Raw genomic sequence first — 25,581 nt, 5'->3', positions numbered from 1 at the left:
TTCACATGTGGGGGTCGAAGCCACTCGCCCCGGCACCTGCCCGACGAAGGACACTGCAAGAGAGGAAATGCGTTGACCCCGCTCACGCTTCCGGCCGCTGACAACAGCGGCACTTTCACACCTCCCACACTCGAAGAGCTGCACCTCCCGGCGATCCTGCCGTGGGGCGCCGACGAGGGCTTCAACAAGCAGATGCTGCTGGTCGTGCTCTCGGTCGTCTTCATCGCGTGGTTCTTCATCGCGGCGTCGCGCAGGCAGCAGCTTGTCCCGGGCAAGCTCCAGTTCCTCGGCGAACAGCTCTACGGCTTCGTGCGGAACGGCATCGGCAAGGATGTCATCGGCGGACGCGACTTCATGACGTTCGTGCCGCTCCTGTTCGCGCTGTTCTTCTTCATCCTCGTGAACAACATCTACGGCGCGATCCCGTTCTTCCAGCTGCCGACCATGTCTCACGTCGGCGGCGCGTACTTCCTCGCGGGCCTCGTCTACGTCATCTGGATCGGTGTCGGCCTCAAGCGCTTCGGCCTCCGCTACCTCAAGCTCGCCGTGGTTCCCTCGGGCGTGCCGTGGTACATCATGCCGATCGTCGTCCCGATCGAGATCATCTCGAACTTCGTGGTCCGCCCGATGACGCACAGCCTCCGTCTCTTCGCGACCATGCTCGCCGGCCACCTCGTGGTTGCCCTCGCGGGTTCCGGCATTGCCTTCCTCGTCGAGCAGGAGAACGTCCTTCTCAAGGGAATGAGCGTTCTGGTCCTCGTCGGCGCGGTCGCCATGTACATGCTCGAGGCCCTGATCATGGTCCTTCAGGCCTACGTCTTCACGCTGCTCACCGCGATCTACATCCAGGGCGCGGTCGCGGCCGACGCCCACTGAGAATTCCCCTCCACGGAGGGGGCACCCAACCCATCAACCTGCCTGCGGGCGATTGAAAGGAAGAAAATGAACGGCACGATCAACGGCAGCCTCAACCTCATCGGCTACGGTCTCTCCGCCATCGGCGGTGCCATCGGCGTGGGCCTCGTCTTCGCGGCCTACATCAACGGCGTTGCCCGCCAGCCGGAGGCGCAGCGCGTTCTCCAGCCGCTCGCGTTCCTCGGCCTGGCCCTGACCGAGGCGCTCGCCATCCTCGGCCTCGTGTTCGCGTTCGTCCTCCGCTGAGCCGGACCGACCGAGGCGAGAACAAGCTACTTCAGTAGATAGGAGGGGTGGACAAGATGCATCAGTTTGTGGTGCAAGCCGCCACCGAGAGCGCCAGCCCGCTCGCGCCGAACTGGTGGGAGGTGCTCGTCACCGCCGTCGGCTTCGCCATCCTGCTCTTCATCGTGGTCAAGTTCGTCGTGCCGGCGTTCGAGAAGACCTTCGCCGCGCGCGCTGAGGCGATCGAGGGCGGCATTGCCAAGGCGGAGAAGGCTCAGGCCGAGGCGTCCGCTGCTCTCGAAGAGTACAAGCAGCAGCTGGTCGACGCCCGCACCGAGGCGAACCGCATCCGCGAGGAAGCGCGTGCCGAAGGTGCCCAGATCCTGGCCGAGCTCAAGGAGCGGGCCGCCGCCGAGGCAGCTCGGATCACCGAGCAGGCCCATGCGCAGATCGAGGCGGAGCGCCAGCAGGCCCTCGTCTCCCTGCGCACCGAGGTCGGCTCGATGGCGACGACGCTCGCTGGCCGCATCGTCGGCGAGTCCCTGGACGACGACGCGCGCGCAAGCCGTGTGGTCGACCGCTTCCTCGCGGACCTGGAAGCCCAGAACGCAGGTGCGGCGAAGTAATGGCAGGAGTATCGAGCGAATCGCTGGCGAGCGCGCTGGCGGACCTGGAGACCAAGCTGCCCACAGCTTCGCTGTCGCTGGCGGATGAGCTCTTCGGCATCCTGCGGATCGTCGACGCATCTCCCGGTCTGCGCCGGGCGATGACCGACCCGTCCCGCGAGAGCGCGGACAAGTCCGCTCTGGTTCGGCGGCTCCTCGCGGGCAAAGCCTCGAACGATGCGATCGAGATCGCGTCGCGCCTGGCCGAGCTGCGCTGGGCGAATGCCCGGGACATCAGCGATGCACTCGAGACCCTGGCAGCGACTGTGGCCATTGCCGTCGCAGAGCAGCGGGGCGGTCAGTCCGGGCTGGGAGGCCTTGAGCGGCTCGAGAACGATCTGTTCTCGTTCAACCGCAACATCGAGGACAGCCACGAGCTCCAGGCCGCGCTGAGCGAGCCTCAGGCGAGCCCGGAAGCGAAGCGGGCCCTCGCGCTCCGCCTCTCTCCGGGTGCGTCCGAGGAGGCGCGCGTGCTGATCGGCCAGGCCGTGGCCGATCCCCGTGGCCTGAAGCCCACCGAGCTCGTCAAGCGCTTCGCAGCGCTCGCGGCCAGGCGCCAGCAGCGCTGGATCGCCGAGGTCGCCGTTGCGCGGCCGCTGAACGACAGCCAGCTCGATCGGCTTCAGACGGGACTCAACCGGCTCTACGGCCGCGAGCTCAAGATCACGACGACGGTCGATCCCCAGCTGCTGGGCGGCGTCCGCGTCACGGTCGGCGACGAGGTCCTCGATGCCTCGACGCTGGCACGGCTCACCGAACTGCGCCGCCAGCTGGCCGGCCAGGCCGGCTGAGGCGCCACAGCACACTTCGAACCAGACAAGACGGTCATCAAAGCCAGTACTGCACCGATGATGACCACGAGATGTAGAGAGCAGGGACTGCAGATGGCCGAATTGACCATCAATGCCGACGACGTCCGCGATGCACTGAACGAGTTCGCGGCGTCCTACGAACCCGGAACGGCCGAGCGTGTCGAGGTCGGCACCGTCATCCAGGCCGCCGATGGCATCGCGCGTGTCGAGGGCCTTCCCTCGGTCATGGCCAACGAGCTGCTTCGCTTCGAGAACGGCGTCCTGGGCCTCGCCCAGAACCTCGACGTCCGCGAGATCGGCGTGATCATCCTCGGCGAGTTCGCCGGCATCGAGGAGGGCCAGGAGGTGCACCGCACCGGCCAGATCCTCTCTGTGCCTGTGGGCGATGCCTTCCTCGGCCGCGTGGTCGACCCGCTGGGCCAGCCGATCGACGACCTCGGCCCTATCGCCGCGGAGACCACGCGTGCGCTCGAGCTTCAGGCTCCGGGCGTGACCCAGCGCAAGTCCGTGCACGAGCCGATGCAGACCGGCCTCAAGGCGATCGACGCCATGATCCCGATCGGCCGCGGCCAGCGCCAGCTCATCATCGGCGACCGCCAGACGGGCAAGACGGCCATCGCGGTGGACACCATCATCAACCAGAGGGCGAACTGGGCTTCGGGCGATGCCACGAAGCAGGTCCGCTGCGTCTACGTCGCGATCGGCCAGAAGGCCTCGACCATCGCCGCCGTCCGGCAGACGCTCGAGGACCACGGCGCGCTCGAGTACACCACGATCGTCGCCTCGCCTGCGTCCGACCCCGCCGGCTTCAAGTACCTCGCTCCCTACGCCGGCTCCGCCATCGGCCAGCACTGGATGTACGGCGGCAAGCACGTCCTCATCATCTTCGACGACCTGTCGAAGCAGGCTGAGGCGTACCGTGCTGTGTCCCTCCTCCTCCGCCGCCCGCCGGGACGCGAGGCGTATCCCGGCGACGTCTTCTACTTGCACTCCCGCCTCCTCGAGCGCTGCGCCAAGCTCTCGGATGAGCTGGGCGCCGGCTCGATGACCGGTCTGCCGATCATCGAGACCAAGGCGAACGACGTCTCGGCCTACATCCCGACCAACGTCATCTCGATCACGGACGGCCAGATCTTCCTGCAGTCCGACCTCTTCAACGCGAACCAGCGTCCCGCGGTCGACGTCGGCATCTCGGTGTCCCGCGTCGGCGGTGCCGCCCAGGTGAAGTCGATGAAGAAGGTCTCGGGCACCCTGAAGCTCGACCTCGCGCAGTACCGCGACATGCAGGCCTTCGCGATGTTCGCCTCGGACCTCGACGCTGCGTCGCGTCAGCAGCTCACGCGTGGCGCTCGCCTCATGGAGCTGCTCAAGCAGGGCCAGTACTCGCCGTTCCCGGTCGAGGAGCAGGTCGTGTCCATCTGGGCGGGCACCAATGGTCACCTCGACGACGTCCCCGTTGAGGATGTCCGTCGCTTCGAGGGCGAGTTCCTCGAGTACCTCAAGCACCGCACGTCCATCCTCACGACGCTGGCCCAGACCAACGTCCTCGAGGACGACACGGTCGAGGCGCTCAAGACCGCGGTCGCTGACTTCAAGCAGGGCTTCTTCGGCGAGGGCGACGACAAGCTCGTCGCTGCAGGCCACGAGGAGTTCCAGGCTCTCGCCGAGGGCGAAGTCGACCAGGAACGAATCGTCAAGCAGACGCGCTGATTCCAGTCGGTGCCCGCGTAGGGCCGTGAGCCGGACAGACCGGAGCGCGGCCCCGCGGGGCAGCGATGGAGAGGAAAGGACAACCATGGGTGCCCAGATTCGGGTCTACCGCCAGAAGATCGCCTCGACGTCGTCGATGCGCAAGATGTTCAAGGCGATGGAGCTGATTGCCACCTCGCGCATCGGCAAGGCGCGTGCCCGTCTCGCCGCCTCCCTGCCTTATGCTCGCGCCATCACCCGCGCCGTCTCGGCCGTCGCTTCGACGACGGAGTTCGACCATCCCCTCACCACCGAGCGGGAGCACGTCCGCCGCGCTGCGGTGCTGGTCCTGACCGCGGACCGCGGCCAGGCCGGCGCCTTCTCGGCAACGGTCCTCAAGCGGGCCGAGGCGCTCACCGAGCTTCTCCGCGGGGAGGGCAAGGAAGTGGCGACGTACATCGTCGGACGCAAGGGCCAGGCCTACTTCGACTTCCGGAACCGGGACTACGCGCAGGTCTGGACCGGCCAGACGGACAACCCGGACTTCTCGCGGGCGCAGGAGATCCGCGACGTTCTCCTCGAGGCGTTCAGCGCTCCGTACGAGGAGGGGGGCGTCGACGAGATCCACGTGGTCTACACGGCCTTCCGGTCGATGGTCGTGCAGGAGGCAAGGGTCATCCGGCTGCTTCCTCTCGAGGTTGTCGAGGAGAAGGCCTCCGAGGCCAGCGAGATCCTGCCGCTCTACGAGTTCGAGCCGGAGCCGGAGCAGGTGCTGGACGCGCTGCTGCCCCGCTACATCGAGTCGCGGATCTTCGCGGCCATGCTCGACTCCGCCGCCAGCGAGCTGGCCTCCCGCCAGCGCGCCATGAAGAACGCCGGCGACAACGCCACGGAGCTGATCCGGAAGTACACGCGACTGCGCAACACCGCCCGCCAGGCGGAGATCACGCAGGAGCTCACCGAGATCATCGCCGGTGCCGACGCGCTGAACGCCTGAGGCCGATCCGAGCTTCGGCCGACTCAATAGACTGACTACACGCCTAACTGGAGAAGTGAGAGACATGACTGCCACTGCCCCCGAAGCGGTTGCCACCGCCGGCGCGACGGGCCGGATCGCCCGAGTGATCGGTCCGGTGGTTGACGTCGAGTTCCCGGCGGACTCGATCCCGGAGATGTACAACGCGCTCACCACCGAGATCACGCTCGATGGCAAGACCCGCACGATCACGTTCGAGACCGCCCAGCACCTCGGCGACAACCTCATCCGCGCCATTTCGCTCCAGGCCACCGACGGCCTGGTCCGCGGCACGAAGGTCCAGGACACCGGCGCCCCGATCTCGGTTCCCGTCGGCGACGGCGTCAAGGGCCACATCTTCAACGTCCTCGGCAAGCCGCTCGACGTCGACGAGTCGGAGATCCAGGCCTCCGACTACTGGCCGATCCACCGCAAAGCCCCGTCGTTCGCCCAGCTCGAGGGCTCGACGGAGATGCTCGAGACCGGCATCAAGGTCATCGACCTCCTCACCCCGTACATCAAGGGCGGTAAGATCGGCCTGTTCGGCGGCGCCGGCGTGGGCAAGACGGTTCTCATCCAGGAGATGATCACCCGTGTTGCGCGCAACTTCGGCGGCACCTCGGTGTTCGCTGGCGTTGGCGAGCGCACCCGCGAGGGCAACGACCTCTGGGTCGAGATGGACGAGGCCGGTGTCCTCAAGGACACGGCGCTCGTGTTCGGCCAGATGGACGAGCCCCCGGGAACGCGTCTCCGCGTGGCCCTCTCGGCTCTGACCATGGCGGAGTACTTCCGCGATGTCCAGAATCAGGACGTGCTGCTGTTCATCGACAACATCTTCCGCTTCACGCAGGCGGGCTCCGAGGTGTCCACGCTTCTCGGCCGCATGCCGTCTGCGGTGGGCTACCAGCCGAACCTCGCGGACGAGATGGGCGTTCTCCAGGAGCGCATCACCTCGACCCGGGGCCACTCGATCACGTCGATGCAGGCGATCTACGTGCCGGCTGACGACTACACCGACCCGGCCCCGGCCACCACGTTCGCGCACCTCGACGCGACGACCGAGCTCTCGCGTGAGATCGCCTCGCGTGGCCTCTACCCGGCCGTCGACCCGCTGACGTCCACGTCGCGCATCCTTGACCCGCAGTACATCGGCAAGGACCACTACGACACGGCCGTGCGGGTCAAGCAGATCCTCCAGAAGAACAAGGAGCTGCAGGACATCATCGCGATCCTCGGCGTCGACGAGCTGTCCGAAGAGGACAAGATCGTCGTGGCCCGCGCTCGCCGCATCCAGCAGTTCCTCTCGCAGAACACTTACACCGCGAAGCAGTTCACCGGTGTCGAGGGCTCGACCGTCTCCATCAAGGACACGATCGAGGGCTTCAAGGCCATCTGCGACGGCGAGGTCGACCACATCGCGGAGCAGGCGTTCTTCAACGTCGGCGCGATGGACGACGTCGAGCGCAACTGGGCCAAGATTCAGGAATCGACGAAGTAGCATGGCTGAACTCGAAGTCGAGATCGTGGCGGCGGACCACTTCGTGTGGTCCGGCGGCGCGAAGATGGTGAAGGCCCGCACGGCCAACGGCGAGATCGGGATCCTTCCCGGCCACACGCCGGTCCTGGCGGTTCTCCACGAGGGCCGCATCGAGATCCAGCCGCTGTCCGGCGACCGGATTGCGGTGGACGCGGACGGCGGATTCTTCTCGGTGGACAGCAACCGCGTGGTGATCGTTGCTGACAATGCCCAGATCAGCGAGTCAGTCGCGGGGACCCGTTAGCCCTCGTTGATGGACGATTCTGCTCTTCCGTTCATCGTCCTGGCAGTGGTCTTCCTGCTCCTTGCAGGACTGCTCTGTGCCTTGGGGGTGCGCCGTTTCGTTCTGCGGCGCACCCTCGGCACCGTGGACGCCTCCATCAGCCTGTCCTCCGGGGCGTGGCGGATGGGGGTTTGCCGTTATCAGGACACCGAACTCGAGTGGTTCGACCTCCTCTCCCTGAGTCCGCTTCCCAAACGTCGCTTCACCCGGAGCGCACTTGTCCTCCAAGGCCGCCGCAAGCCCACGGAAGCCGAGCGGCCCAAGGTTCAGGCCGACGTCGTCATCGTGGAACTCACCCACCAGGGGAGCCTTGTCCGTTTCGCAATGGACTTCCGCGCCTACGCGGGCCTCGCCTCGTGGCTTGAGGCCGGTCCCGTGATCGGCGTGGGGACGTGGCGCTGATCGAGCATGGACGCCCTGTACCAGCTGAGGATCATCGACGGTCCGGTGGCCGTCGCGTGCTGGGTTCTGGGGGTAGTCGGTTCTACCACGCTCCTTGCCCTCGCGATCATGGGGCGCCATCGCGACTGGCGGCGCGGCGTGGTCCTGATGGCTGTCACGTTTGTCCTCGCCGTGGTGCTGACCGGCGTGGTTCACTGGATTCTCGTCGACCTGCTCAATGTCTTTCCTGAGGATCTCCCGGCCGAAGTCCTCACGGCGTCGGGATTCGGGGTCCTTGGCCTGCTGCTGGCCATGCTCACGCTGGTGCGGCTTGGTGCGGCACGGCGCGCATGGGGCCGGCGCGCGGTCTCTGTTCTCGCGGCTGCCGCAACCGTGCTGCTCTCGGGGCAGCTCGTGAACGCCTATTTCGGTCTCAACCGCACCATCGCCGATCTCGCAGGCGTGTCGACTGCTCACGTGGCCCAGCTGGAGCCCGCGCTCGAGCGCTCGGGTTCGCGCTCGGTCCCGCTTGGACGCTGGAGCCGCCCTCCGGAGGGCCTGCCGCACACGGGTGACCTTCGCACGGCCCCCATTCCCGGTGCCGTCTCGGGTTTCAAGGCCCGCCCCGCCTACATCTACCTCCCGCCCGCATACTTCGCGCCGACGCGGCCCGAGCTTCCTGTGCTGCTCCTGATGCCGGGCCAGCCCGGCAACCCCTCGGACTGGCTTTCCGGCGGGCGCCTCCGGGAGAAGCTCGATCTCTTCGCCGCGGAGCACGGCGGGATTGCTCCGGTTGCGGTCGTCGTCGATCCGCTCGGCAGTCCGTCGGCCAACACCATGTGCATGGACACCAAGTTGGGAGCCGCGGAGACCTATCTGGTGCGGGACGTCATTCCCTGGATCAAGACGCACCTCACCGTCGCCACGACCGCGGATCGCTGGGCCTCTGGCGGCTTCTCGTTCGGCGGAACCTGCTCGGTCCAGCTCCTCGCGAAGCACCCGGATCTTGTCTCGGGTGCACTGGCGTTCGCGGCGGAGGAGGAGCCGGCGCTCGCCAAGGAACGGTCGAAGACGATCGATCTGGCGTTCGACGGCGATGCGGCGGCTTTCGATTCCCAGGTTCCCTCGCACTTCTTCGCAGCGAGCCGCCATGACGGCTTGCTCCTCTTCCTCGCCGCAGGGTCGAGGGACCAGGACTTCCAGCGTCAGGCCGCCGTGATCGGCGAGCACGCGGGCGCGTCAGGAGTGGAGGTCCATCACGCCGTGGCGGACGGCGAGGGCCACTCGTGGGAGATGATCGCGAAGACATGGCTGGAGGGCATGAGCCTCCTCGCGCAGCGCTGGGGGCTCGACCCATGACGGCTGACGCGCGCGCTGCAGGCGGCCAGGCGTTGGGCGCCGCGCTGCGTGACGTGACGGCGCGCTGGACCACGGCACTCGGCCGGTACCCGGTCACCCTGATCCTCGTCGCCGTGTTCTGGTCCGTGGGGCTTGCCTCGGACAGCATCCTCGCGGGACCGAATCAGCAGCTGTATGACGTGGTCGGTGGCGATATCGCCTCGCTGCGCTCGGGGCAGTGGTGGGCGTTCGCCACATCCATCTTCTTCGCCTCGAATCCTTTGGCCTATGTTGCCGGAACTGTGGTCCTGGCCGCGCTGGTCCCGATCTCCGAGCGAAGTCTGGGGCCTTGGCGGACCCTGGCCTTGTTCTTCGGCGGCCAGCTCGCCAGCCTCGTGGTGTTCTTCGCCGTGACCCAGCTGGCCAACTGGTCGGGAGACGACTGGCTGGGGTCCATGGTGGACGTTCCCGTCCTTGGGCCCTACCCCGCGGCCCTCGTCTGCGGGGTGGCCGCGAGCAGTTCGCTGGGGACGCTCATGAGGCGCCGCGTGCGGGCCACAGTCCTCGCCGTCGCCGGAATGCTCGTCCTGTACATCGGGCACTCGGAGACTGTCCTGGGCCTCATCGGCGCCCTCGTGGGGCTCGCGGCGGGATGGTGGTCCCGGGGGCCGGCCTATGATCGTTATCTGCGGCTGCCCAGCATCCGCGAGCGTCGCAATCTGCTCGCACTCTGCGTCGCCGTGGTGGCGGTGGGACCGCTTCTGACGGCCCTCAGCCAGAGCCCGAGTGGGCCGCTCGCGCTCGTGAGGGACATGGTGCTGAACCCGATTCCGGCGCTCGCACAGCTGCAGCAGGACTGCGGGGGATCCGTCGACGTCGCGTGTCTGCAAGCCGGTCAGCCCACGGTTCTCTCCCCGGCGGGCTACCTGACCGCGGTCCTGCCTGTCCTGATCCTGCTCGTGTGCGCGGAGGGCCTGCGGCGGGGCCGGTCCGTTGCCTTGCGGCTGGCGATCGTCGTCCAGCTCGCGGCGGTCGCGCTCACAGCCGTCTACCTTGGCCTCTTCCTCCGCATTCCCTACCGACCGGGGCGTGGCCGCTTCGGCGTCCTCGGTTCGGGCTTCGTCCATCTCCTCCCGGTGGCGCTCGTCGCGCTCCTGCTCGTGGTGGTCCTGTGGATGCACCGAGATCTGTTCCCCGTCGAAACGGCTCGCGGAATGCGCCGCCGGCTCCAGCTCGCCGGGGCGGTGCTCGTCGGCGGACTCGTGTCCCTGTACGTGATCCTGTGGTTTCGGGACGGCGGCCTGACGCGGCCGGGCGGGCTCTGGAGCCTCGCCGAGGAGATCGTGCGCCAGTATCTTCCGTCGCCGATTCCCGTCAGCTATGGCCCGCTCTTCCGAAACCGGGATGGGTTGGAGCTGTGGCTGTTCACCTACAGCGGGCTCGTGGTCTGGGCCGCCGCCTTGGTCGCGGTCAGCTTCGCGGTGCTCCGCGGCCAGCAGACGCTGGGCCGCCGCGACGACAGCCTCCAGCTGGCCCGGCGGCTCGTCCACCGCGGGGGAGGGAGCCTTTCCTGGATGACGCTGTGGCCGCCCAACCGCTTCTGGTTCGATGAGCAGGCGACGGCGGGAATCGCCTTCCAGCAGCATGGCCGCGTCGCGCTGTCGGTCGGCGGTCCGATCGGAGCGCCGGGCAGGTGGCCGAATGTGCTCGAGGGGTTCATCGCCTACTGCTCCCACCACGCGCTCGTGCCGTGCTTCTATTCGGTCACGGACGAGCACTGGCCGCTGCTGAGAGAGCGCGGCTTCCGGCGTGTCGAGGTGGCCCAGGAAACCCGCCTGAGAATCCGCGAACTCGAGTTCAAGGGCAAAGACTGGCAGAACGTCCGGACGGCGGTGAACCGCGCGCGCAAGCTGGGGGTCCGTACCGAATGGGCTCGCTACGCCGCCCTCAGCACCCACCGGCGTTCCCAGCTGCACATCCTGTCGGAGGAGTGGTCGGCGCGCAAGGCGCTGCCAGATATGGGCTTCACTCTCGGTGGCCTGGACGAGCTCAGGGATCCCGAGGTGCTGCTCTGCCTCGCTGTGGACGGCGGGGGCCGCCTTCACGGGGCGACGAGCTGGCTGCCCGTCTACAGGGAAGGCCATGTGGTGAGCTGGACGCTCGATTTCATGCGCCGGAGCCCGGACGGATTCCCGGGAGTCATGGAATTCCTCGTGGCGTCGGCCGTTGCGGAACTCCGCTCGTCCGTGGACACCATTTCCCTTTCGGGTTCACCCCTTGCCGCAGATCCCGCGGGCGAGCGCGCGGTTGTCGAGGGTGAGGACGAACTGCTGGGCCGCATTCTCGAAGCAACCGGACAGGCACTCGAACCGATCTATGGCTTCCGTTCGCTGGCCCGCTTCAAATCTCATTTCCAGCCCGAGTATCGAGCGCTCTACATGTACTACCAGGACACTCTGCAGCTGCCCGCGATCGGGCGCGCCTTGGCCGAGGCCTACCTGCCGGGCCTCACCATGCGCCATCGCATGCGCTTGTTGCGGAGCCTCGTCGGTTCAGCCGATTAGTGACAAGAACAGTCACAAATGTTCCCTTCTATGACAAGGCTGCTGTGACAAACAGGAGGGCCCCGGGGTGAACCCCGGGGCCCTCCTGTGAGGCAGGCTCGATCAGAGCGCGATCACACCCGTCGCCTGGGGGCCCTTGGCGCCCTGGCCGATTTCGAACTCGACTCGCTGGTTCTCCTCGAGCGTGCGGAAGCCGTTCGACTTGATTTCCGAGTAGTGGACGAAGACGTCGCCATCAGCGTCGTCGGGGGTGATGAAGCCGAAGCCCTTCTCAGCGTTGAACCACTTCACGGTTCCCTGTGCCATATTTCCTGATTCTCCTGTGGATTGCCGATCGACGGCTCCCCGCTCCTTGCGGGGCGCCCAGTTACTCCGCGGGAAGAACCTGACACGCACTGGATATCAGGAGCTTCGCGCTCGCAACGGTCTTGCGAGCAACTCTGCTAGCTGAACTGGCTGCTAGCTCACAGATACTGCTGACTACTCAAGACTGCCTATAGCCAATCATGCCCCGCATGCACGGTCAATGCCGTTGAAAGACAATGCACCAATTTCGAGCAAACAATTTCTGAATCGGACCGGCGGGGCAGGTGGAAGGGACTAAGCCGAGCGTGGAACGGACTAAGAGCTGACCGGCAGCGTGAGCGTATTCCCCTTGCGCACTACTGCAACGAGGCGCAGTTCAGAATCGGTGACCACCAGGTCGGCGCAGAGGCCGCGCCGCAGACTTCCGAATTCGTCCGACCGGCCGAGCACGGCGGCCGGAACTGCTGTCGCCGAGCGAACGGCCGATTCGACGGAGATACCCGCCCCCACGGTGTGGCGGACCACGTCGAGCAGCGTGGATGTCCCGCCGGCGATAGCGCCAGTTGCGTCCAACGTGGCAACACCGTCCTGGACCGTGACCGGCGATCCACCGAGGGTGTAGCGCCCGTCGCCGAGCCCCGCGGCCGCCATGGAGTCGCTGACCAGAGCGATGTTGCCAGCGCCCACGAGGTCGAACACCATGCGGACCGTCGCCGGATCGAGGTGGACGCCGTCGGCGACGAGTTCGACGACGGCCCGATCGGCCGCAGCGGCCCGCAGGCAGGCTGCGACGGGGCCCGGTGCGCGGGCGAGGAGGGGAGGCATGGCGTTGAAGAGGTGAGTGACGGTGGGGACGGCCTCCTGGTCGTCGAAGCCCGCCGCGGCCAGTTCGTCCAGCTCCTCGCACGCTTGGGCAAGCGAGGCCTCCGCTGTGGCGGCGTCCGCGTCCGTGTGCCCCAGCGAGGGCGTGACGCCGTGCTCGATCAGCAGGTCGACGACGGTGTCCGCGCCCGGCAGTTCCGGGGCGTACGTCATCGTCATCATCTTGCCGTCGGCGGCCTCGATGAGCTCCTGGGCGAGACCCACGTCCGGCTCGAGCAGAAAATCTGGATTCTGGGCACCGCAGCGGGTCGGCGAGAGGAATGGTCCCTCGAGGTGGATGCCGCTGACGAGGCCCTCGCCATCGAGCCTCGCGAAGAGCCGAATGCCGCGCAGAAGCTCTTCCGGCGGAGCCGCGACGAGGCTTGCGAGGAGGGTGGTCGTGCCGGAGCGATGGAGGAAATCGAGGGCTTGGCGCGCGGCGTCCTCGTCGGCGCTGGGGAAATCCCCGCCCGCTGCGCCGTGACAGTGGAGGTCTACGAGCCCAGGCAGCAGGAGCGCCCCCTCGGGAACTTTCAATTCCTCGGCTCCGCTGAATTCGTTAGCCGCACCGAATTCGTCTGCCGCGTCGAATTCGCCCGCTGGGCCCGCATACACGATCCGGTCGCCCTCAATGGCGACCAATCCGTCGTCGACCGCCTCCCCGTCGGTCACAATTCGCCCGCGGGCAACGAGGCGGGGCTGGCGCGCGTCCGGCGAAGTCATACGACGATGATAGGCGAGGCACACACTGCCGCTGGGGGCGAGCTTCAGAAGAGGCGCGAGTCGATGTCGTCGACCCCGCGCATCGCGTCGTAGTCGAGGGTCAGGCACTCGATCCCGCGGTCGGTCGCGAGGACGCGTGCCTGGGGCTTGATCTGCTGAGCGGCGAAGACGCCGCGCACTGGGGCAAGGAGCGGATCGCGGTTGAGCAGCTCGAGGTACCGCGTGAGCTGCTCGACGCCGTCGATGTCGCCGCGCCGCTTGAGCTCGACGGCGACCGTCCCGCCCTTCGCATCCCGCGCGAGGATGTCCACGGGGCCGATCGCGGTCGCGTACTCTCGCCGAATCAGCGTGAAGCCGTCGCCGAGCGTCTCGATCTGCTCGGCCAAAAGTCGCTGCAGATCCGCCTCGACGCCGTCCTTGATGAGGCCGGGATCCACGCCGAGCTCGTGGCTCGAATCGTGAAGATGCTCGTGGATGTTGACGATCAGCCGGTCGTCGGTCTTCGCCGACTGGACGGTCCACTGCTCGACGACGCCCTCGTCCAGAGCCCCGGACACGTCCTCGGCCGCCGTCACGCGCAGCGTGGCGGGCGGGCTCATCCAGTTGAGCGGCTTGTAGGAGCCGCCATCCGAGTGGACCAGCACCGAGCCGTCGGCCTTGACGAGGAGCAGTCGGGTCGCGAGGGGAAGATGGGCCTTGAGGCGGCCTTCGTAGTCCACGGAGCAGCGGGCAATGACAAGTCGCACCCGAGCACTCTACCGCCAAGAGAGAATGGGACCATGCCCCGCTCAAACCACCCCCGTCGTCCGAGCCGTGCAGGAAGGCCGTCGACGGCCCCGCGCGGCGCAGGGGAGCGCCGTGACGACGACGGCGAGGACTTCGACCTCGAGCGGGTGCTCGCAGGCTTCGCCCGCCTCGAGTCAGCGCCCGACGGCGAGTGGCGGGTCCGTCAGGTGACCACCAGGAACGCCGCAAAGGACTACACCTGCCCGGGCTGCTCTCGGACCATTCCACCGGGCGTCGCGCATCTGGTCGTGTGGGCGGACGATCACCTCTTCGGCGAGGAAGCCGGCATCGCCGAACGCCGTCACTGGCACACGCACTGCTGGCGGACCCGCCGGTTCAAGTACCGCTGAGCGCCTAGGCTGGGGAGCATGCCCTTCGACCCCGCGTCCTATGAGTTCAGCCAGCCCGCTTCGCCCGCCGAGATCCGCGCGAACACTGTGCTCCCGGCCTGTCGGGAGAACTTCGAGCTGAAGACCGACGACGGCCTGACGCTCGTGGGGGAGCTCGCGGTCCCGGTGGACCGGGATCCCGTGGCAACGCTGGTGACCCTCCACCCGCTGCCCACCCATGGCGGGTTCATGGATTCGCACGTCTTCCGCAAAGCGTCCTTCCGGCTTCCAGCGCTCGCGGGGATCGCCGTCGTCCGTTTCAACACGCGGGGGACGTCAAGCCCTCGCGGCACGAGCGAAGGGCTCTTCGAGGAAGGCGTGGGGGAGCGAGCCGACGTCGAAGCGGCGGTCGGCTTCGCGGTGGGCCGCGGGTTGCCGGGGCGCTGGCTGGTCGGCTGGTCCTTTGGCACGGAGCTTGCCCTCAAATACGGTGCGGTTCCCCCAGTGGAGCCCGAGATCGAGGGCGGGATCCTGCTCTCGCCGCCCCTGCACCGGGCAGGCGACGCGGACCTCGCAGCCTGGTCGTCCTCCGGCAAGCCCCTCACGGTGCTCGTGCCCGAGCACGATGACTACCTTCGCCCCGAGGAGGCCGCGAAGCGATTTGCGGCGGTGCCGCAGGCTCGCGTCGTGGGGGTCGACGGCGCCAAGCACCTCTGGGTGGGGGAGAAGTTCGTCCAGCGCGTCCTCGGCGAGATCGTCGCCACGGTGACGGGGAACGAGGACCAGCCCCTGCCGACCTCGTGGGAGGGGCCCGTCGCTATCGCGGCGAGCTGACCGACCCGCCTCGGGAAGCGTCCTGAATCCGCCGCCGGCCGCCGGTCAGTGCTGATCCTGCCGCGCGATGAACACCTCGCGGATGAGCAGCATGACCGCGGCGGCGGTCGGAATGGCGATGAGGGCCCCGAGGACGCCAAGAAGGCTTCCGCCGGCGATCACCGAGATGACGGCCACGGGGCCCGGCACGGCGACCGCTTTCTGCATGATGCGCGGCGAGACGAAGTACGCCTCGAACTGGAGGTAGGCGAAGTAGGCGATCGCGAGCACCAGGGCCACCTGCCAGCCCTCGGTGAGCGCGACCAGCACGATAGCGGTGCCCGCCACCACTCCGCCCACGAGCGGAATGAAGGCGAGGAACCCGACGACGAAGGCCAGCAGGGCGGCGTACGGCACCCGCAGGATGGACATGACGATGAACGCGTAGGTGGCGTTCAGCACGGCGACGCAGACTTGGCCGATCACGTAGTTGCCCACGGACCGCGTGATCTCCTCTGAGAGTGCCTCCACGCGGACGCGCCGCGAGCGCGGCGCGAGCCGGTAGGCCCAGGTCTTGATGGCCGGCAGAGCGGCGAGGAAGTACAGGCTCAGCACAAGGACCACAAGGACGCCGAACGCCGAGTTCGCGATCGTCGTCCCGACCCCGAGCACGCCGCCGAAGACGTTCGAGACGGCCTCGGAATTCTGCCCGAACTTCTGCAGCTCGTCAGTCACGCGCTGCTTGATGCCGAACTGCTCGTCGAGGCTCTTGTACCAGTCCGACTGGACGATGCTGTTGATCCAGTCCGGGAACGCGCTGACGATCTGCGCGATCTGGTCGACGAGCGTGGGGATGAGGGTGCCGAAGAAGGCCGCGAAGACCGCGAGGAGCGCCAGCAGCGTGATGGTGATGCCCGCCGCCCGCGGCACCCTCCGGCCCTCGAGCCAGCGGACCACGGGGTCGAGGCCGAGGGCGATGAACAGCGCGCCGAGGATCCAGACGAGCAGCTGAGTGGTGTGCTGCGCGATATAGAACAGCCCGAGGGCGATGCCGACGCCGACGGTTCCCATGAAGCCGACGTAGATCGGATGCTTGGGGGACATGCGCGGTCCCGGGCGCCCGAAGTCCCCCTCAGGAGGGAGGGGCTCGCTCGGAAGCTCCTGGAGCGGCGGCATCTGGAATCGAACGCGTGGCTGTGCGCCGGGAAACGGGCCGCGGAGCCGGTTCGCCAAGGACCGCATCTGCCCCCACCGTCGGGCGGCCCGAACGTGCTCGCCTTCGCCCTGTCCACCGGATTCCGCAGCCGAACCGGCCGCCATCCCGCTGGGTTCGTCTGCCACAGCCACTGCCCTCCCACGAGACCTGCGGCCACCCTACCAGCCGCGCGTTTACGGGCGTGTGAGGGCCCACTGAGACGCCGACTCGGCCTTCAGGTCACGATTTGGTTACCATTGAGTGTTCGATTTCCCCTACCCGAGGTATTTTTCCGTGCGATTCAAGACCGCAGCCGCACTCTTGCTGCTGGGCCTGATAGCTCTCGTGGCCGGCATCGGCCAGCTGACCTTTTGGGCGCCTCCTACTACTGTGACGGCCACTCTGCCGGCCGACACCAAGGCTGCCCCGCTGACCGTCATCGATACGAAGCTCCGCAATCTGCGCGGAGGCGAAGCAGACGTCACCATCAAGGGCGACGGCAACTTCGTCCTGGCCGCGGGTCGGCCGGACGACGTCGCCGCGTGGGTCGGCAAGACGGCCCACACCACGATCGACGGCGGGTCCGCGGACGGCAAGCAGCTGACCGCGACCTACACGGCCGGCGATCCGACCGCTCCCTCGCCCGCCGGAGCTGACACCTTTGCCACGAGCCAAAGTGCCTCCGGGACCCTGGACTACCACTGGGATCTGCCGGACGACGGCGCGTGGCAGCTTGTGCTCGCAACCGACGGCACCAAGCCTGCTCCCCATGACATCACCGTCACCTGGCCGAGCAACGCCACCACCCCCTGGGCGGTTCCGCTCGTCGTCCTCGGCATCCTGCTGCTTCTGGCCGGCGCCGCGCTGATCGTGCTCCGCGGTCGTTGGCCTGGCTCACCGCTCCGCTCTGCCGGCGGTCCACGGACCTCGGTTGAACCCGGCAGCGGCGGTAGCACCACTCCGATGGCCGAGCGCCGCGCGGTGAGCCCCGCCGGGGCGACGCGAGCCGGATCGGCGCTTGCCGCCGTCGTCCTCGCCTTGACGGGTGGAGCCGCTGCAGCCCAGGCCGCCACAACGCCTGCGCCCACGCCGTCTGCCGCATCGAGCGCGTCGCCCTCCGGCTCGGCGAGTTCGACGGCGGCCCCGCAGTCGCCGTCGCCACAGCAGAAGGTCGTCACCGACGAGCAGCTGCAGCGGATCCTGGACCAGGTGGCAAACGCCGTCGCCGCGGGCGATCAGGCGAAGGACTCCAAGAAGCTTGAGCCGCGCGTCGCGGAATCGGCGCTGCTGGCCCGTACGCAGAACTACAAGATCCGGGCCTCGGTGGCTTCCGCTGCCGCCCTCGCCCCGGTCCGCAGCTCGCGGCTCCTCACAAGCGTCGTGACGGTTGCCCGCAGCTGGCCGCGGACCGTCGTCGCAGTGACCCAAGGCGACGGGAACACGACGCCGCAGATCCTCACGCTGCGCCAGGACGATGCGCGGGCGAACTACCGGCTCGTCGAGGCCTCGCCGCTCCTTCCAGGCTCGACCTTCCCCAACGCCCTCAAGGCGGGCGCCGAGCAGGTGCCGCTCGACGCGAAGACCGGCCTCGCGTACAGCCCGGCCGAGGCACTGCGCGGCCTCGGCGACCGGCTGACGACCCCCGACGCGTGGGCGGACCGCATCCCCGAGAACGCCTACATCAAGGACACCCTCGGCTATGAGTCGGACATCGTGAAGGCCAGCCCGAACGGAAACCTGACCTTCACCCACAACCCCACGGCGAATGACGCGGTGGCCTACCGGACGGCGGACGGCGGAGCCCTGCTCATCGCCCCGCTCGACTTCACCATCGACGGAACCCCGAAGGCCGACGGCGACAAGCTCACGGTCGTCGAGGACGCCGCCGCGCTCGCGGGGGGCAAGGAGGCATCCACCAAGATGTCGCTCCAGTTCCGCGAATCCGTGGCGCTGTACATCCCGCCGGCGGGAGGGAAGCAGCAGCTCACCTTGGTGGGCGCGACCCGCAATCTGGTGGGCGCGAGCGTCAGCTGATCCCTGCGAGGAGCTCCCGAGCGCGAGGGGCGGGCGGCACGTGCCGTCCGCCCCTCGCGCTGTCGGCCTCTCGCATTATGGTTGAGGCATGAGCGTTCCCGGTTCCCGCCAGCCCAGCCCTCTGCCGTCCATGAGCCTCCGGGGCGCCGTCGACCTTTCGGCGCTCAAGGCGCGAGCTACAGCCACGCCGCCGCAGCACGCCACGCATCCCACCGCGGACACCGCGGGCGGCGCCCGTGCCGACGGCACGAGCGCACCCGCCCCAGAAGGGCAGGCGTCCCAGGCACTGGCTGTGGACGAGGCCAGCTTCCCCGAGCTCGTCCAGCTCTCGGCCCGCGTGCCCGTGCTCGTCCTCCTCTGGGCGCAGTATTCGCCCGAGTCCCAGCGGGTCCGCGACGAACTCGTCGCCCAGCTAGCCGGCTACGGCGGTCGGATCGCCTACAGCACTGCCGATATCGAAGCGTTCCCGCAGCTCGCCCAGGCGCTCGCCATCCAGGCGGTGCCCACGGCCGTCGCCTTCCTCAAGGGCCAGCCGATCCCCCTCTTCCAAGGAGCGGCGGCGCCCGCGCAGGTGAGCCAGCTCCTCGACGAGCTGCTCCGCGTCGCCGAGGCGAACGGGGTCACCGGAACGGTCGACGGCGGCCCCACGCCCGAGCAGGCCGAGCCGCCGCTTCCGCCGCGCCTGCAGGAGGCGTACGACGCGCTCGAGAACGGCGACTACGCCGGCGCCGAGGAGGCGCTCACGAAAGAGCTCGCCGAGTACCCGGCCGACCACGAGGCCAAGGCGATGCTGGCCCAAGTGCACCTCATGGCCCGGGTCGAGAAGCTCGGGCAGGACCATGCCGAGCGGGCGCGCAAGGCCGCAGCCGAGTCTCCTGACGATCTCGAGGCACAGCTCACGGTCGCCGATCTGGATGTGGTGGGCGGCCACGTCGAGGACGCGTTCTCCCGCATCGTGGGGTTCATCAGCCGGAACTTCGGTCCCGAGCGCGAAACCGCGCGGGTGCGGCTCCTTGAGCTCTTCGAGGTGATCGGCGCCACCGACCCGCGCGTGAGCTCGGCCCGCCAGCAGCTCGCGCGGGTCCTCTTCTGACGCGGCCATGACTCTGCCCAGCTATCCTGTCGCGCCAGCATCGGGATACCCCACGGGCTCGGCGCTCTCGCTGCGTGGGCTCGTCAAGTCCTTCGGGGGGAAGACCGCCGTCAACGGCATCAGCCTCGAAGTGCCGACGGGGTCCTTCTTCGGTCTCGTCGGCCCCAACGGCGCCGGCAAGACGACCACCCTCTCCATGGCCACCGGGCTCCTCCGCCCGGACGACGGAACCGCCGTCGTCCTCGGCGTGGACGTCTGGAAGGATCCCCTCGCGGCCAAGCGCCTGATGGGGGTGCTGCCGGACGGTGTGCGGCTCTTCGACCGGCTCAGCGGCGAACAGCTCATCACCTACGCGGGCCTTCTGCACGGTCTGGACCGACAGACCGTCGCGGGACGGACGCGCGATCTGCTCGAGGCGTTCGACCTCACGGGCGATGCGCGGACGCTCGTGGTCGACTACTCCGCCGGCATGACCAAGAAGATCGCCCTGGCCGCATCGCTCGTCCACGCGCCGCGGCTCCTCGTGCTGGACGAACCGTTCGAGTCCGTCGATCCCGTCTCGGCGGCCAACATCCGGGGCATTCTGACGGACTTCGTCCGCTCGGGCGGGACGGTGATCGTCTCAAGCCACGTCATGGACCTGGTCCAGCGGATGTGCGACCACGTCGCGGTCGTGGCCCAAGGCCGCATCCTGGCCGCCGGGACCGTGGACGAGGTTCGTGCCGGCTCCACCCTTGAGGACAGGTTCGTCGAACTGGTCGGGGGCCATGGGCCCACGGAGGGCCTCTCATGGTTGCACACCTGATCACCCTCAAGCTCGTGCTCCTGCGCAATGGGCTGCGCCGCGGCGTGGGCCAGCTTATCGGCCTCATCATCGCTGCCCTCTACGGTCTCGGCGTCCTCCTGCTCGCCGTGGTGGGGCTTATCGCGCTGCGCCTCGCCGACGTGGCTGTCGCCGGCCAGATCGTGGTGCTCGGCGGTTCCGCGCTCCTCGCCGGATGGACCCTGGCACCCATTCTGGTATCCGGTGTGGACCTCACGCTCGACCCCTCGCGCTTCGCGCTGTTCCCGATTCCCCTTTCGCGCCTCGTCGTGGGGCAATCGGTGGCTGCACTCATCGGGGTCCCGGGAGTCTGCACCACCGTGGCCCTCGCGGCCTCTACCGTCACCTGGTCGAGGAACCCAGGCACCTTCGCTGTGGCTGTGGTCGGTGCGGTCCTGGCGCTCGGCCTGTGCGTGAGCGCGAGCCGTCTGGTCGCTAGCGCGGTGACGGATCTGGCCTCGTCCCGCCGGTTCCGGGAGGCGAGCCGGATGGCCATGATGGTCCCGCTCGTGCTCCTCGGACCGATCATCGCCCTCGCAGTCCGCGGCATGGAGACGAACCCCGACGCCCTGCGAGGGCTCGCCGCCGTCCTCGCGTGGACTCCGCTCGGCGCTGCGTTTTCGGCGCCGGCGTCCCTCGCCGACGGTCACGGCCTCGAGGCCCTCGCTCAGCTGGCGATCGCCGCGGCTTCCCTCTGGCTTGCCGTGTGGGGCTGGGCTCGCGCCCTCGGCCGGGCCCTCGTCGCACCGTCGGGCCGGGCCGCGCCCTCGGCACGGAGCGGCCGCCGGGGCCTGGGGCTCTTCGGCGTGATGCCCGCAAGCCCCGCAGGCGCCATCGCGGCCCGGGCCCTCACCTACTGGGTGCGCGATCCCCGCTACGGGACCGCGCTGATCATCGTTCCCCTCGTGCCGATCATCCTGTATTTCTCCTCCCTGCAGCGGCATCAGTCGGACGTCTTCCTCCTCTCGGGCCCCTTCGCCGCATTCCTCCTGGCCTGGTCGCTGGCCAGCGACATCTCCTACGACTCCACCGCGTTCTCGCTCCACCTCTCGGCAGGGGTGCGCGGTCGCGACGACCGGTGGGGGAGAGCGCTCGCGCTGCTGACGTTCGCACTGCCGCTCGCGCTCGCCGTTGCGCTTGTCCCCTTTGCCATCTCGGGCCGCTGGAGCCTCCTTCCCGGTTATCTGGGCCTCGTCGTGGGGGTGCTGTTGAGCGGGATAGGCCTCGCATCGGTCGTCTCGGCCCGCTTCACGGTGACAGTGCCGCTGCCGGGGGAGAGCCCCTTCAAGCGTCCTGCCGGCAATACCGCTCAGACGTTCGTGGTGCAGTTCGTGGGGCTCATCGTGCTGGGCGTCCTCGTGCTGCCTGAGATCGTGCTGGTGGCCCTCGCCTCGACCACGGGGGCAGGAGGCTACGGCTGGACGGGACTCGCCGTGGGCGCGGTGCTCGGGGGGGCGCTCTTCTGGCTCGGCATCCAGCTCGGGGGAGTCTGGCTGGACCGGCGGGGTCCCGAGGTCTACGCGGCGCTCGTGAGGGCGGGCTGACCGAGTTCCCGCCGCGCTGTCGGCCCCCGTTGCTAGCATGGAATCCATGAGCACAGCTGACCCCTACGATCCATACGCGAACGATCCGCGGGATCCTTCAACCTCGGGCTCGACGACGACGATCGAGCGTGAGGAGGTCCGCGAGGAGCTCGAACCGGGTGACCGCGAACGCTTCTCCCACTACGTCCGCAAGGAGAAGATCATGGAGTCCGCCCTCACGGGCGAACCCGTGGTCGCCCTCTGCGGCAAGGTCTGGACTCCCGGACGGGACCCGCAGAAGTTCCCCGTCTGCCCCACCTGCAAGGAGATCTACGAGGGTCTTCGGCCGGGCAACGACGGCAACAACAACGGCGACGACGCTTAGGTGGCCTCGGGTGGGGCCCGAGGTGTCATGTCCCGCCCCTACCGCGGCCTGGTGGTGGGCCTCCTCGCGATCGTCACGTGCAGCGCCTTCGAGGCCATGGCCGTCACCACAGCCATGCCGGTGGTCGCCGCGGACCTCGGAGGGCAGCGGGCGTACGGCCTCGCCTTTTCGCTCTACCTGACCGCTTCGCTCGCAGCGACGGCCGCGGCCGGCCCGTGGTGTGACCATTCGGGTCCGCGTCCGTCGCTCCTGACTGGCCTCGGGCTGATGTGCGTGGGGCTCATCCTGTGTGGCGGCGCCTGGGACTTCGGCGCCTTCACCCTCGGGCGGATGGTCTCCGGTGCCGGGGCCGGCTTCATGATCGTTCCCGTCTACGTGATCATCGGCCAGGCGCTCCCGAGCGCGCTGCAGCCGGTCGTGTTCGGCTGGTTCTCCGCGGCGTGGGTGGTGCCTTCGCTCGTGGGACCGTACGTCTCGGGCCTGCTGGCCGAGCACGTGAGCTGGCGGCCCGTCTTCTTCGGGGTCGCCCCGATCGTCGTGGCTGCGGTGATCTTCATGTGGCCGCGGGTCCGAGGTCTGCGGGCGCCTGAGGAGAAATCGATGGCTTCGGGCGAAGGACGACGGCGTGCCCTCCTGGGCGCCGGCCTCGCCATCGGCGTCGCCGCGGCTCAGTGGGCCGCGCAGTCGTGGGTCGATCCGGCGCTGCGCGACGCCCTCACCCCGACAGTGCTCGGCGTCGTGGGACTCGCCGGACTGGCCCTTGTCGTCTCCACCGTCCCGCGGCTGCTCCCGCCGGGATCCCTCCGCATCGCACGCGGGCTGCCCGCCGTCGTCGTCGTTCGGGGTCTGCTCACGCTCGCCTTTTTTGGCGCCGAGGCGTTCATCCCGCTCATGCTCGTGGACCGCTACGGGCTTGAGCCGTCGATCGCCGGCCTCGCGCTCACGGGCGGCGCGCTCGGTTGGACAGCGGGGTCCTTCGCCCAGACGAAGGGTTGGCTTCCGCGCCCCATGTTCCTCGTGGTCGGCGGGGCCCTGCTGTTCGGCTGCATGCTCTCAGTCGCGGCGGTCGTCTCTGCCCACGCTGCGCCGCTCCTCCTCGCGCTCGCGTGGGCGTTCGCGGGAATGGGCATGGGGCTGTCGATGTCCACGACCTCTGTGCTCGTCCTCGAACTGAGCGACGCCGCGGCGCGCGGAAGGAATTCGGCCTCCCTCCAGTTGGCCGATATGCTCGGTGGAGTGATTGGAACCGCCGGAGCCGGAACGCTGTACTCTCTGCTGCTCAACCCGGACAGGACCCCGGGCACAGGCGTTTTCACTCTTCTCGTCCTGGTCCTGGCGGTCTCCGCGCTCCTCGCCGCGGTCGCCGCCACGAGGACGCGAACGCCGTCGCCCGCCCGCGAGGCGGATCGCGCATGACCGACACTCTCTTCGGCGGCAGCCCAGACTCCTCCAGCTCGGCCGCCGCCCCACAGCTTCCCCCTGCCTATCCCGAGCGGGCCGCCTGGGGCACGGCGCCGAAGCTGCGTGCCTGGCAGCAGGAGGCCCTCGACAGGTACCTCGCCCAAGCACCGAGGGATTTCCTCGCGGTCGCAACCCCTGGCGCGGGAAAGACCACCTTTGCGCTCCGCATCGCATCCACCCTTCTGGAACGTGGCGTCGTCAACCGGATCACCGTCGTGGCGCCGACGGATCACCTCAAGCGCCAATGGGCCGATGCCGCAGCGCGGGTGGGGATCGCGATCGACCCCAACTTCAAGAATTCGGACGGCCAGCACGGTCGGGACTTCCGCGGCGTTGCGGTCACCTACGCGCAGGTGGCGAGCAAACCGCTCCTCCACCGCGCCAAGACCGAGGCTGCCCGCACCCTCGTGATCCTTGACGAGATCCACCATGGCGGCGAGTCGCTCTCGTGGGGTGACGGCCTGCGAGAGGCCTTCGACCCCGCCGTGCGGCGGCTTGCCCTCACGGGAACGCCGTTCAGGTCGGACACGTCGCCGATCCCGTTCGTGGACTACGTCGAGGACAAGGACGGCATCAGACGGTCGAAGGCCGACTACAGCTACGGCTATGGTCAGGCGCTCCGCGACCACGTGGTTCGGCCCGTGATCTTCATGGCGTATTCGGGCCAGATGCGGTGGCGGACGAGCGCGGGCGAGGAGATGGCAGCGTCCCTCGGCGAGGCCGCAGTGACCAAGGACATCACCGCTCAAGCGTGGCGCACGGCCCTCAATCCGCAGGGTGAGTGGATCCCGGCGGTGCTCGCCGCGGCAGACCGGCGCCTCACGGAGGTCCGGCGCACCGTGCCCGACGCGGGAGGACTCGTCATCGCCACCGACCATGAGGACGCACGCGCCTACGCAGGTCAGCTGAAGAAGATCACGGGGCAGTCGCCCGCCATCATCCTCTCCGACGATGCGAAGGCCTCGAGCCGCATCGAGGAGTTCTCCGAGGGCGACGCGCGCTGGATGGTCGCCGTGCGCATGGTGTCCGAGGGCGTCGACGTGCCGCGCCTAGCCGTCGGCGTCTACGCGACCTCGACGTCGACTCCCCTGTTCTTCGCGCAGGCGGTGGGGCGTTTCGTCCGCGCACGACGGCGGGGGGAGACCGCGTCCGTCTTCCTGCCTTCCGTGCCCCAGCTCACCGCGCTCGCGAACACGATGGAGGCCGAGCGCGACCACGCGCTCGACCGCCCGTCGTCGGACGAGGACGGCCTCATGGACCTCGAGGAGTCGCTCGTCGACGAGGCGAACCGGGAGGAGAAGGCCTCCGACACGCTGACGAAGGGCAAATACGAGGCGCTCGAGTCGCAGGCCGCGTTCGACAGGGTGCTGTTCGATGGGGGCGAGTTCGGGACAGGCGGAGAGATCGGCTCGGACGAGGAGCTCGATTTCCTCGGCATCCCGGGGCTGCTGGACGCGGATCAGGTCGCGACCCTCTTGCGGCAGCGCCAGCAGGAGCAGGTTTCTCGGCGCAGAGTGCCCACCTCGTCGCCGGCCGGCGTCCCCGACCATCGGCGGCTCATGGACCTCCGGAACGAGCTGGCCAAGAACGTGTCGGCGTGGAGCGCTCGCACCGGCACTCCTCACGGCGTGGTGCACACCAAGCTCCGCGAGACCTGCGGCGGTCCCGCCGTGGCCCAGGCGAGCGAGGAGCAGCTCCGTGCGCGGCTCAAGAAGCTCCAGGAGTGGTTCATCGGCCGTGGCTGACCGCCGTTAGGGGTTGCGCCGAGATCCCCCTCCCGTTGTGCCGTCACCTTTGCGGGGTGCGCCTCGGTTGTGCCGTCACC

The 25,581-nt window shown here is 68.5% G+C and carries 24 protein-coding genes; 20 read left to right on the top strand and 4 right to left on the bottom strand.

The genetic code is table 11. The features are described from left to right. Positions 1 to 72: 72 nt before the first annotated feature. The 11 genes from atpB to ACTHL9_RS02975 all read left to right on the top strand — a co-directional run bounded on the left by atpB (position 73) and on the right by ACTHL9_RS02975 (position 11,424). Complete coding sequence (gene atpB / locus ACTHL9_RS03025; RefSeq protein ID WP_440517220.1) at positions 73 to 876, top strand: F0F1 ATP synthase subunit A; 804 nt, start codon at positions 73 to 75, stop codon at positions 874 to 876. Between the two features lie 66 nt (positions 877 to 942). Further along, positions 943 to 1,161 carry an ATP synthase F0 subunit C gene (gene atpE / locus ACTHL9_RS03020; RefSeq protein ID WP_440517219.1) on the top strand — a complete coding sequence of 73 codons (219 nt, stop codon included), beginning with the start codon at positions 943 to 945 and terminating at the stop codon, positions 1,159 to 1,161. Between the two features lie 56 nt (positions 1,162 to 1,217). After that, on the top strand, positions 1,218 to 1,766 hold the full coding sequence (locus ACTHL9_RS03015) for a F0F1 ATP synthase subunit B (RefSeq protein ID WP_440517225.1): 549 nt from the start codon (positions 1,218 to 1,220) through the stop codon (positions 1,764 to 1,766). Continuing rightward, the gene (locus ACTHL9_RS03010; RefSeq protein WP_440517218.1) at positions 1,766 to 2,596 is read left to right on the top strand and encodes a F0F1 ATP synthase subunit delta; all 831 of its coding nucleotides are present in this window, start codon (positions 1,766 to 1,768) and stop codon (positions 2,594 to 2,596) included. Before ACTHL9_RS03015 ends, ACTHL9_RS03010 begins: the two co-directional genes overlap by 1 nt. A gap of 93 nt (positions 2,597 to 2,689) precedes the next feature. Then, the gene (atpA, locus tag ACTHL9_RS03005) at positions 2,690 to 4,327 is read left to right on the top strand and encodes a F0F1 ATP synthase subunit alpha (protein WP_440517216.1); all 1,638 of its coding nucleotides are present in this window, start codon (positions 2,690 to 2,692) and stop codon (positions 4,325 to 4,327) included. Between the two features lie 85 nt (positions 4,328 to 4,412). Further along, a complete protein-coding gene (locus ACTHL9_RS03000) occupies positions 4,413 to 5,303 on the top strand; it encodes a F0F1 ATP synthase subunit gamma (RefSeq protein WP_440517214.1) in 891 nt (296 codons plus the stop codon). A gap of 64 nt (positions 5,304 to 5,367) precedes the next feature. Further along, complete coding sequence (atpD, locus tag ACTHL9_RS02995) at positions 5,368 to 6,819, top strand: F0F1 ATP synthase subunit beta (protein ID WP_440517212.1); 1,452 nt, start codon at positions 5,368 to 5,370, stop codon at positions 6,817 to 6,819. Between the two features lies 1 nt (position 6,820). Next, positions 6,821 to 7,102 carry a F0F1 ATP synthase subunit epsilon gene (locus ACTHL9_RS02990; RefSeq protein WP_440517210.1) on the top strand — a complete coding sequence of 94 codons (282 nt, stop codon included), beginning with the start codon at positions 6,821 to 6,823 and terminating at the stop codon, positions 7,100 to 7,102. 9 nt (positions 7,103 to 7,111) lie between these two features. Then, positions 7,112 to 7,543 (top strand): DUF2550 domain-containing protein, encoded by a 432-nt coding sequence (locus tag ACTHL9_RS02985; protein ID WP_440517208.1) that lies wholly within the window; start codon positions 7,112 to 7,114, stop codon positions 7,541 to 7,543. A 6-nt stretch (positions 7,544 to 7,549) separates the two neighbouring features. Next, the gene (locus ACTHL9_RS02980) at positions 7,550 to 8,881 is read left to right on the top strand and encodes an alpha/beta hydrolase (RefSeq protein WP_440517207.1); all 1,332 of its coding nucleotides are present in this window, start codon (positions 7,550 to 7,552) and stop codon (positions 8,879 to 8,881) included. Further along, positions 8,878 to 11,424 (top strand): phosphatidylglycerol lysyltransferase domain-containing protein, encoded by a 2,547-nt coding sequence (locus ACTHL9_RS02975; RefSeq protein WP_440517205.1) that lies wholly within the window; start codon positions 8,878 to 8,880, stop codon positions 11,422 to 11,424. The genes ACTHL9_RS02980 and ACTHL9_RS02975 overlap by 4 nt, the downstream gene beginning before the upstream one ends. A gap of 102 nt (positions 11,425 to 11,526) precedes the next feature. On the opposite strand, the gene ACTHL9_RS02970 is transcribed toward ACTHL9_RS02975, so the two are convergent. From ACTHL9_RS02970 to nucS, 3 genes are all read right to left on the bottom strand, one after another. Then, positions 11,527 to 11,730, bottom strand: a complete 204-nt coding sequence (locus tag ACTHL9_RS02970; RefSeq protein ID WP_138413153.1) for a cold-shock protein — start codon at positions 11,728 to 11,730, stop codon at positions 11,527 to 11,529. A 315-nt stretch (positions 11,731 to 12,045) separates the two neighbouring features. Then, positions 12,046 to 13,314 carry an N-acetylglucosamine-6-phosphate deacetylase gene (locus ACTHL9_RS02965; RefSeq protein WP_440517203.1) on the bottom strand — a complete coding sequence of 423 codons (1,269 nt, stop codon included), beginning with the start codon at positions 13,312 to 13,314 and terminating at the stop codon, positions 12,046 to 12,048. A 44-nt stretch (positions 13,315 to 13,358) separates the two neighbouring features. Continuing rightward, positions 13,359 to 14,060 (bottom strand): endonuclease NucS, encoded by a 702-nt coding sequence (gene nucS, locus ACTHL9_RS02960; RefSeq protein ID WP_440517202.1) that lies wholly within the window; start codon positions 14,058 to 14,060, stop codon positions 13,359 to 13,361. 33 nt (positions 14,061 to 14,093) lie between these two features. Between nucS and ACTHL9_RS02955 the strand changes: the two genes are divergently transcribed. Together ACTHL9_RS02955 and ACTHL9_RS02950 are read left to right on the top strand one after the other, a co-directional pair. Next, complete coding sequence (locus tag ACTHL9_RS02955; RefSeq protein WP_440517200.1) at positions 14,094 to 14,450, top strand: ATP/GTP-binding protein; 357 nt, start codon at positions 14,094 to 14,096, stop codon at positions 14,448 to 14,450. An 18-nt stretch (positions 14,451 to 14,468) separates the two neighbouring features. After that, positions 14,469 to 15,263 (top strand): alpha/beta hydrolase, encoded by a 795-nt coding sequence (locus tag ACTHL9_RS02950; protein ID WP_440517198.1) that lies wholly within the window; start codon positions 14,469 to 14,471, stop codon positions 15,261 to 15,263. 45 nt (positions 15,264 to 15,308) lie between these two features. Here ACTHL9_RS02950 and ACTHL9_RS02945 read toward each other — a convergent pair whose 3' ends face one another. Continuing rightward, positions 15,309 to 16,562, bottom strand: coding sequence for an AI-2E family transporter (locus ACTHL9_RS02945; protein ID WP_440517224.1), 1,254 nt, complete (start codon positions 16,560 to 16,562; stop codon positions 15,309 to 15,311). A 169-nt stretch (positions 16,563 to 16,731) separates the two neighbouring features. On the opposite strand from ACTHL9_RS02945, the gene ACTHL9_RS02940 reads away from it, so the two are divergent. The 7 genes from ACTHL9_RS02940 to ACTHL9_RS02910 all read left to right on the top strand — a co-directional run bounded on the left by ACTHL9_RS02940 (position 16,732) and on the right by ACTHL9_RS02910 (position 25,501). After that, positions 16,732 to 18,471: a hypothetical protein gene (locus tag ACTHL9_RS02940; protein ID WP_440517196.1), complete on the top strand. Its 1,740-nt coding sequence runs from the start codon at positions 16,732 to 16,734 to the stop codon at positions 18,469 to 18,471. An 88-nt stretch (positions 18,472 to 18,559) separates the two neighbouring features. Next, the gene (locus ACTHL9_RS02935) at positions 18,560 to 19,564 is read left to right on the top strand and encodes a co-chaperone YbbN (protein ID WP_440517195.1); all 1,005 of its coding nucleotides are present in this window, start codon (positions 18,560 to 18,562) and stop codon (positions 19,562 to 19,564) included. Positions 19,565 to 19,571: 7 nt separating this feature from the next. Further along, the gene (locus tag ACTHL9_RS02930; protein WP_440517193.1) at positions 19,572 to 20,369 is read left to right on the top strand and encodes an ABC transporter ATP-binding protein; all 798 of its coding nucleotides are present in this window, start codon (positions 19,572 to 19,574) and stop codon (positions 20,367 to 20,369) included. After that, on the top strand, positions 20,354 to 21,931 hold the full coding sequence (locus tag ACTHL9_RS02925) for a transporter (protein WP_440517191.1): 1,578 nt from the start codon (positions 20,354 to 20,356) through the stop codon (positions 21,929 to 21,931). Before ACTHL9_RS02930 ends, ACTHL9_RS02925 begins: the two co-directional genes overlap by 16 nt. Positions 21,932 to 21,977: 46 nt before the next feature. Next, a complete protein-coding gene (locus ACTHL9_RS02920; protein ID WP_420821022.1) occupies positions 21,978 to 22,295 on the top strand; it encodes a DUF3039 domain-containing protein in 318 nt (105 codons plus the stop codon). 27 nt (positions 22,296 to 22,322) lie between these two features. After that, a complete protein-coding gene (locus ACTHL9_RS02915; RefSeq protein ID WP_440517189.1) occupies positions 22,323 to 23,711 on the top strand; it encodes an MFS transporter in 1,389 nt (462 codons plus the stop codon). Next, a complete protein-coding gene (locus ACTHL9_RS02910; protein WP_440517187.1) occupies positions 23,708 to 25,501 on the top strand; it encodes a DEAD/DEAH box helicase in 1,794 nt (597 codons plus the stop codon). Before ACTHL9_RS02915 ends, ACTHL9_RS02910 begins: the two co-directional genes overlap by 4 nt. Positions 25,502 to 25,581 lie beyond the last annotated feature (80 nt).

It is taken from the genome of Sinomonas sp. (assembly GCF_051955515.1).
Lineage (GTDB): Bacteria > Actinomycetota > Actinomycetes > Actinomycetales > Micrococcaceae > Sinomonas.
Note: the sequence above shows the minus strand (reverse complement) of the source record. Positions and strands in the feature narration are given on the sequence as shown.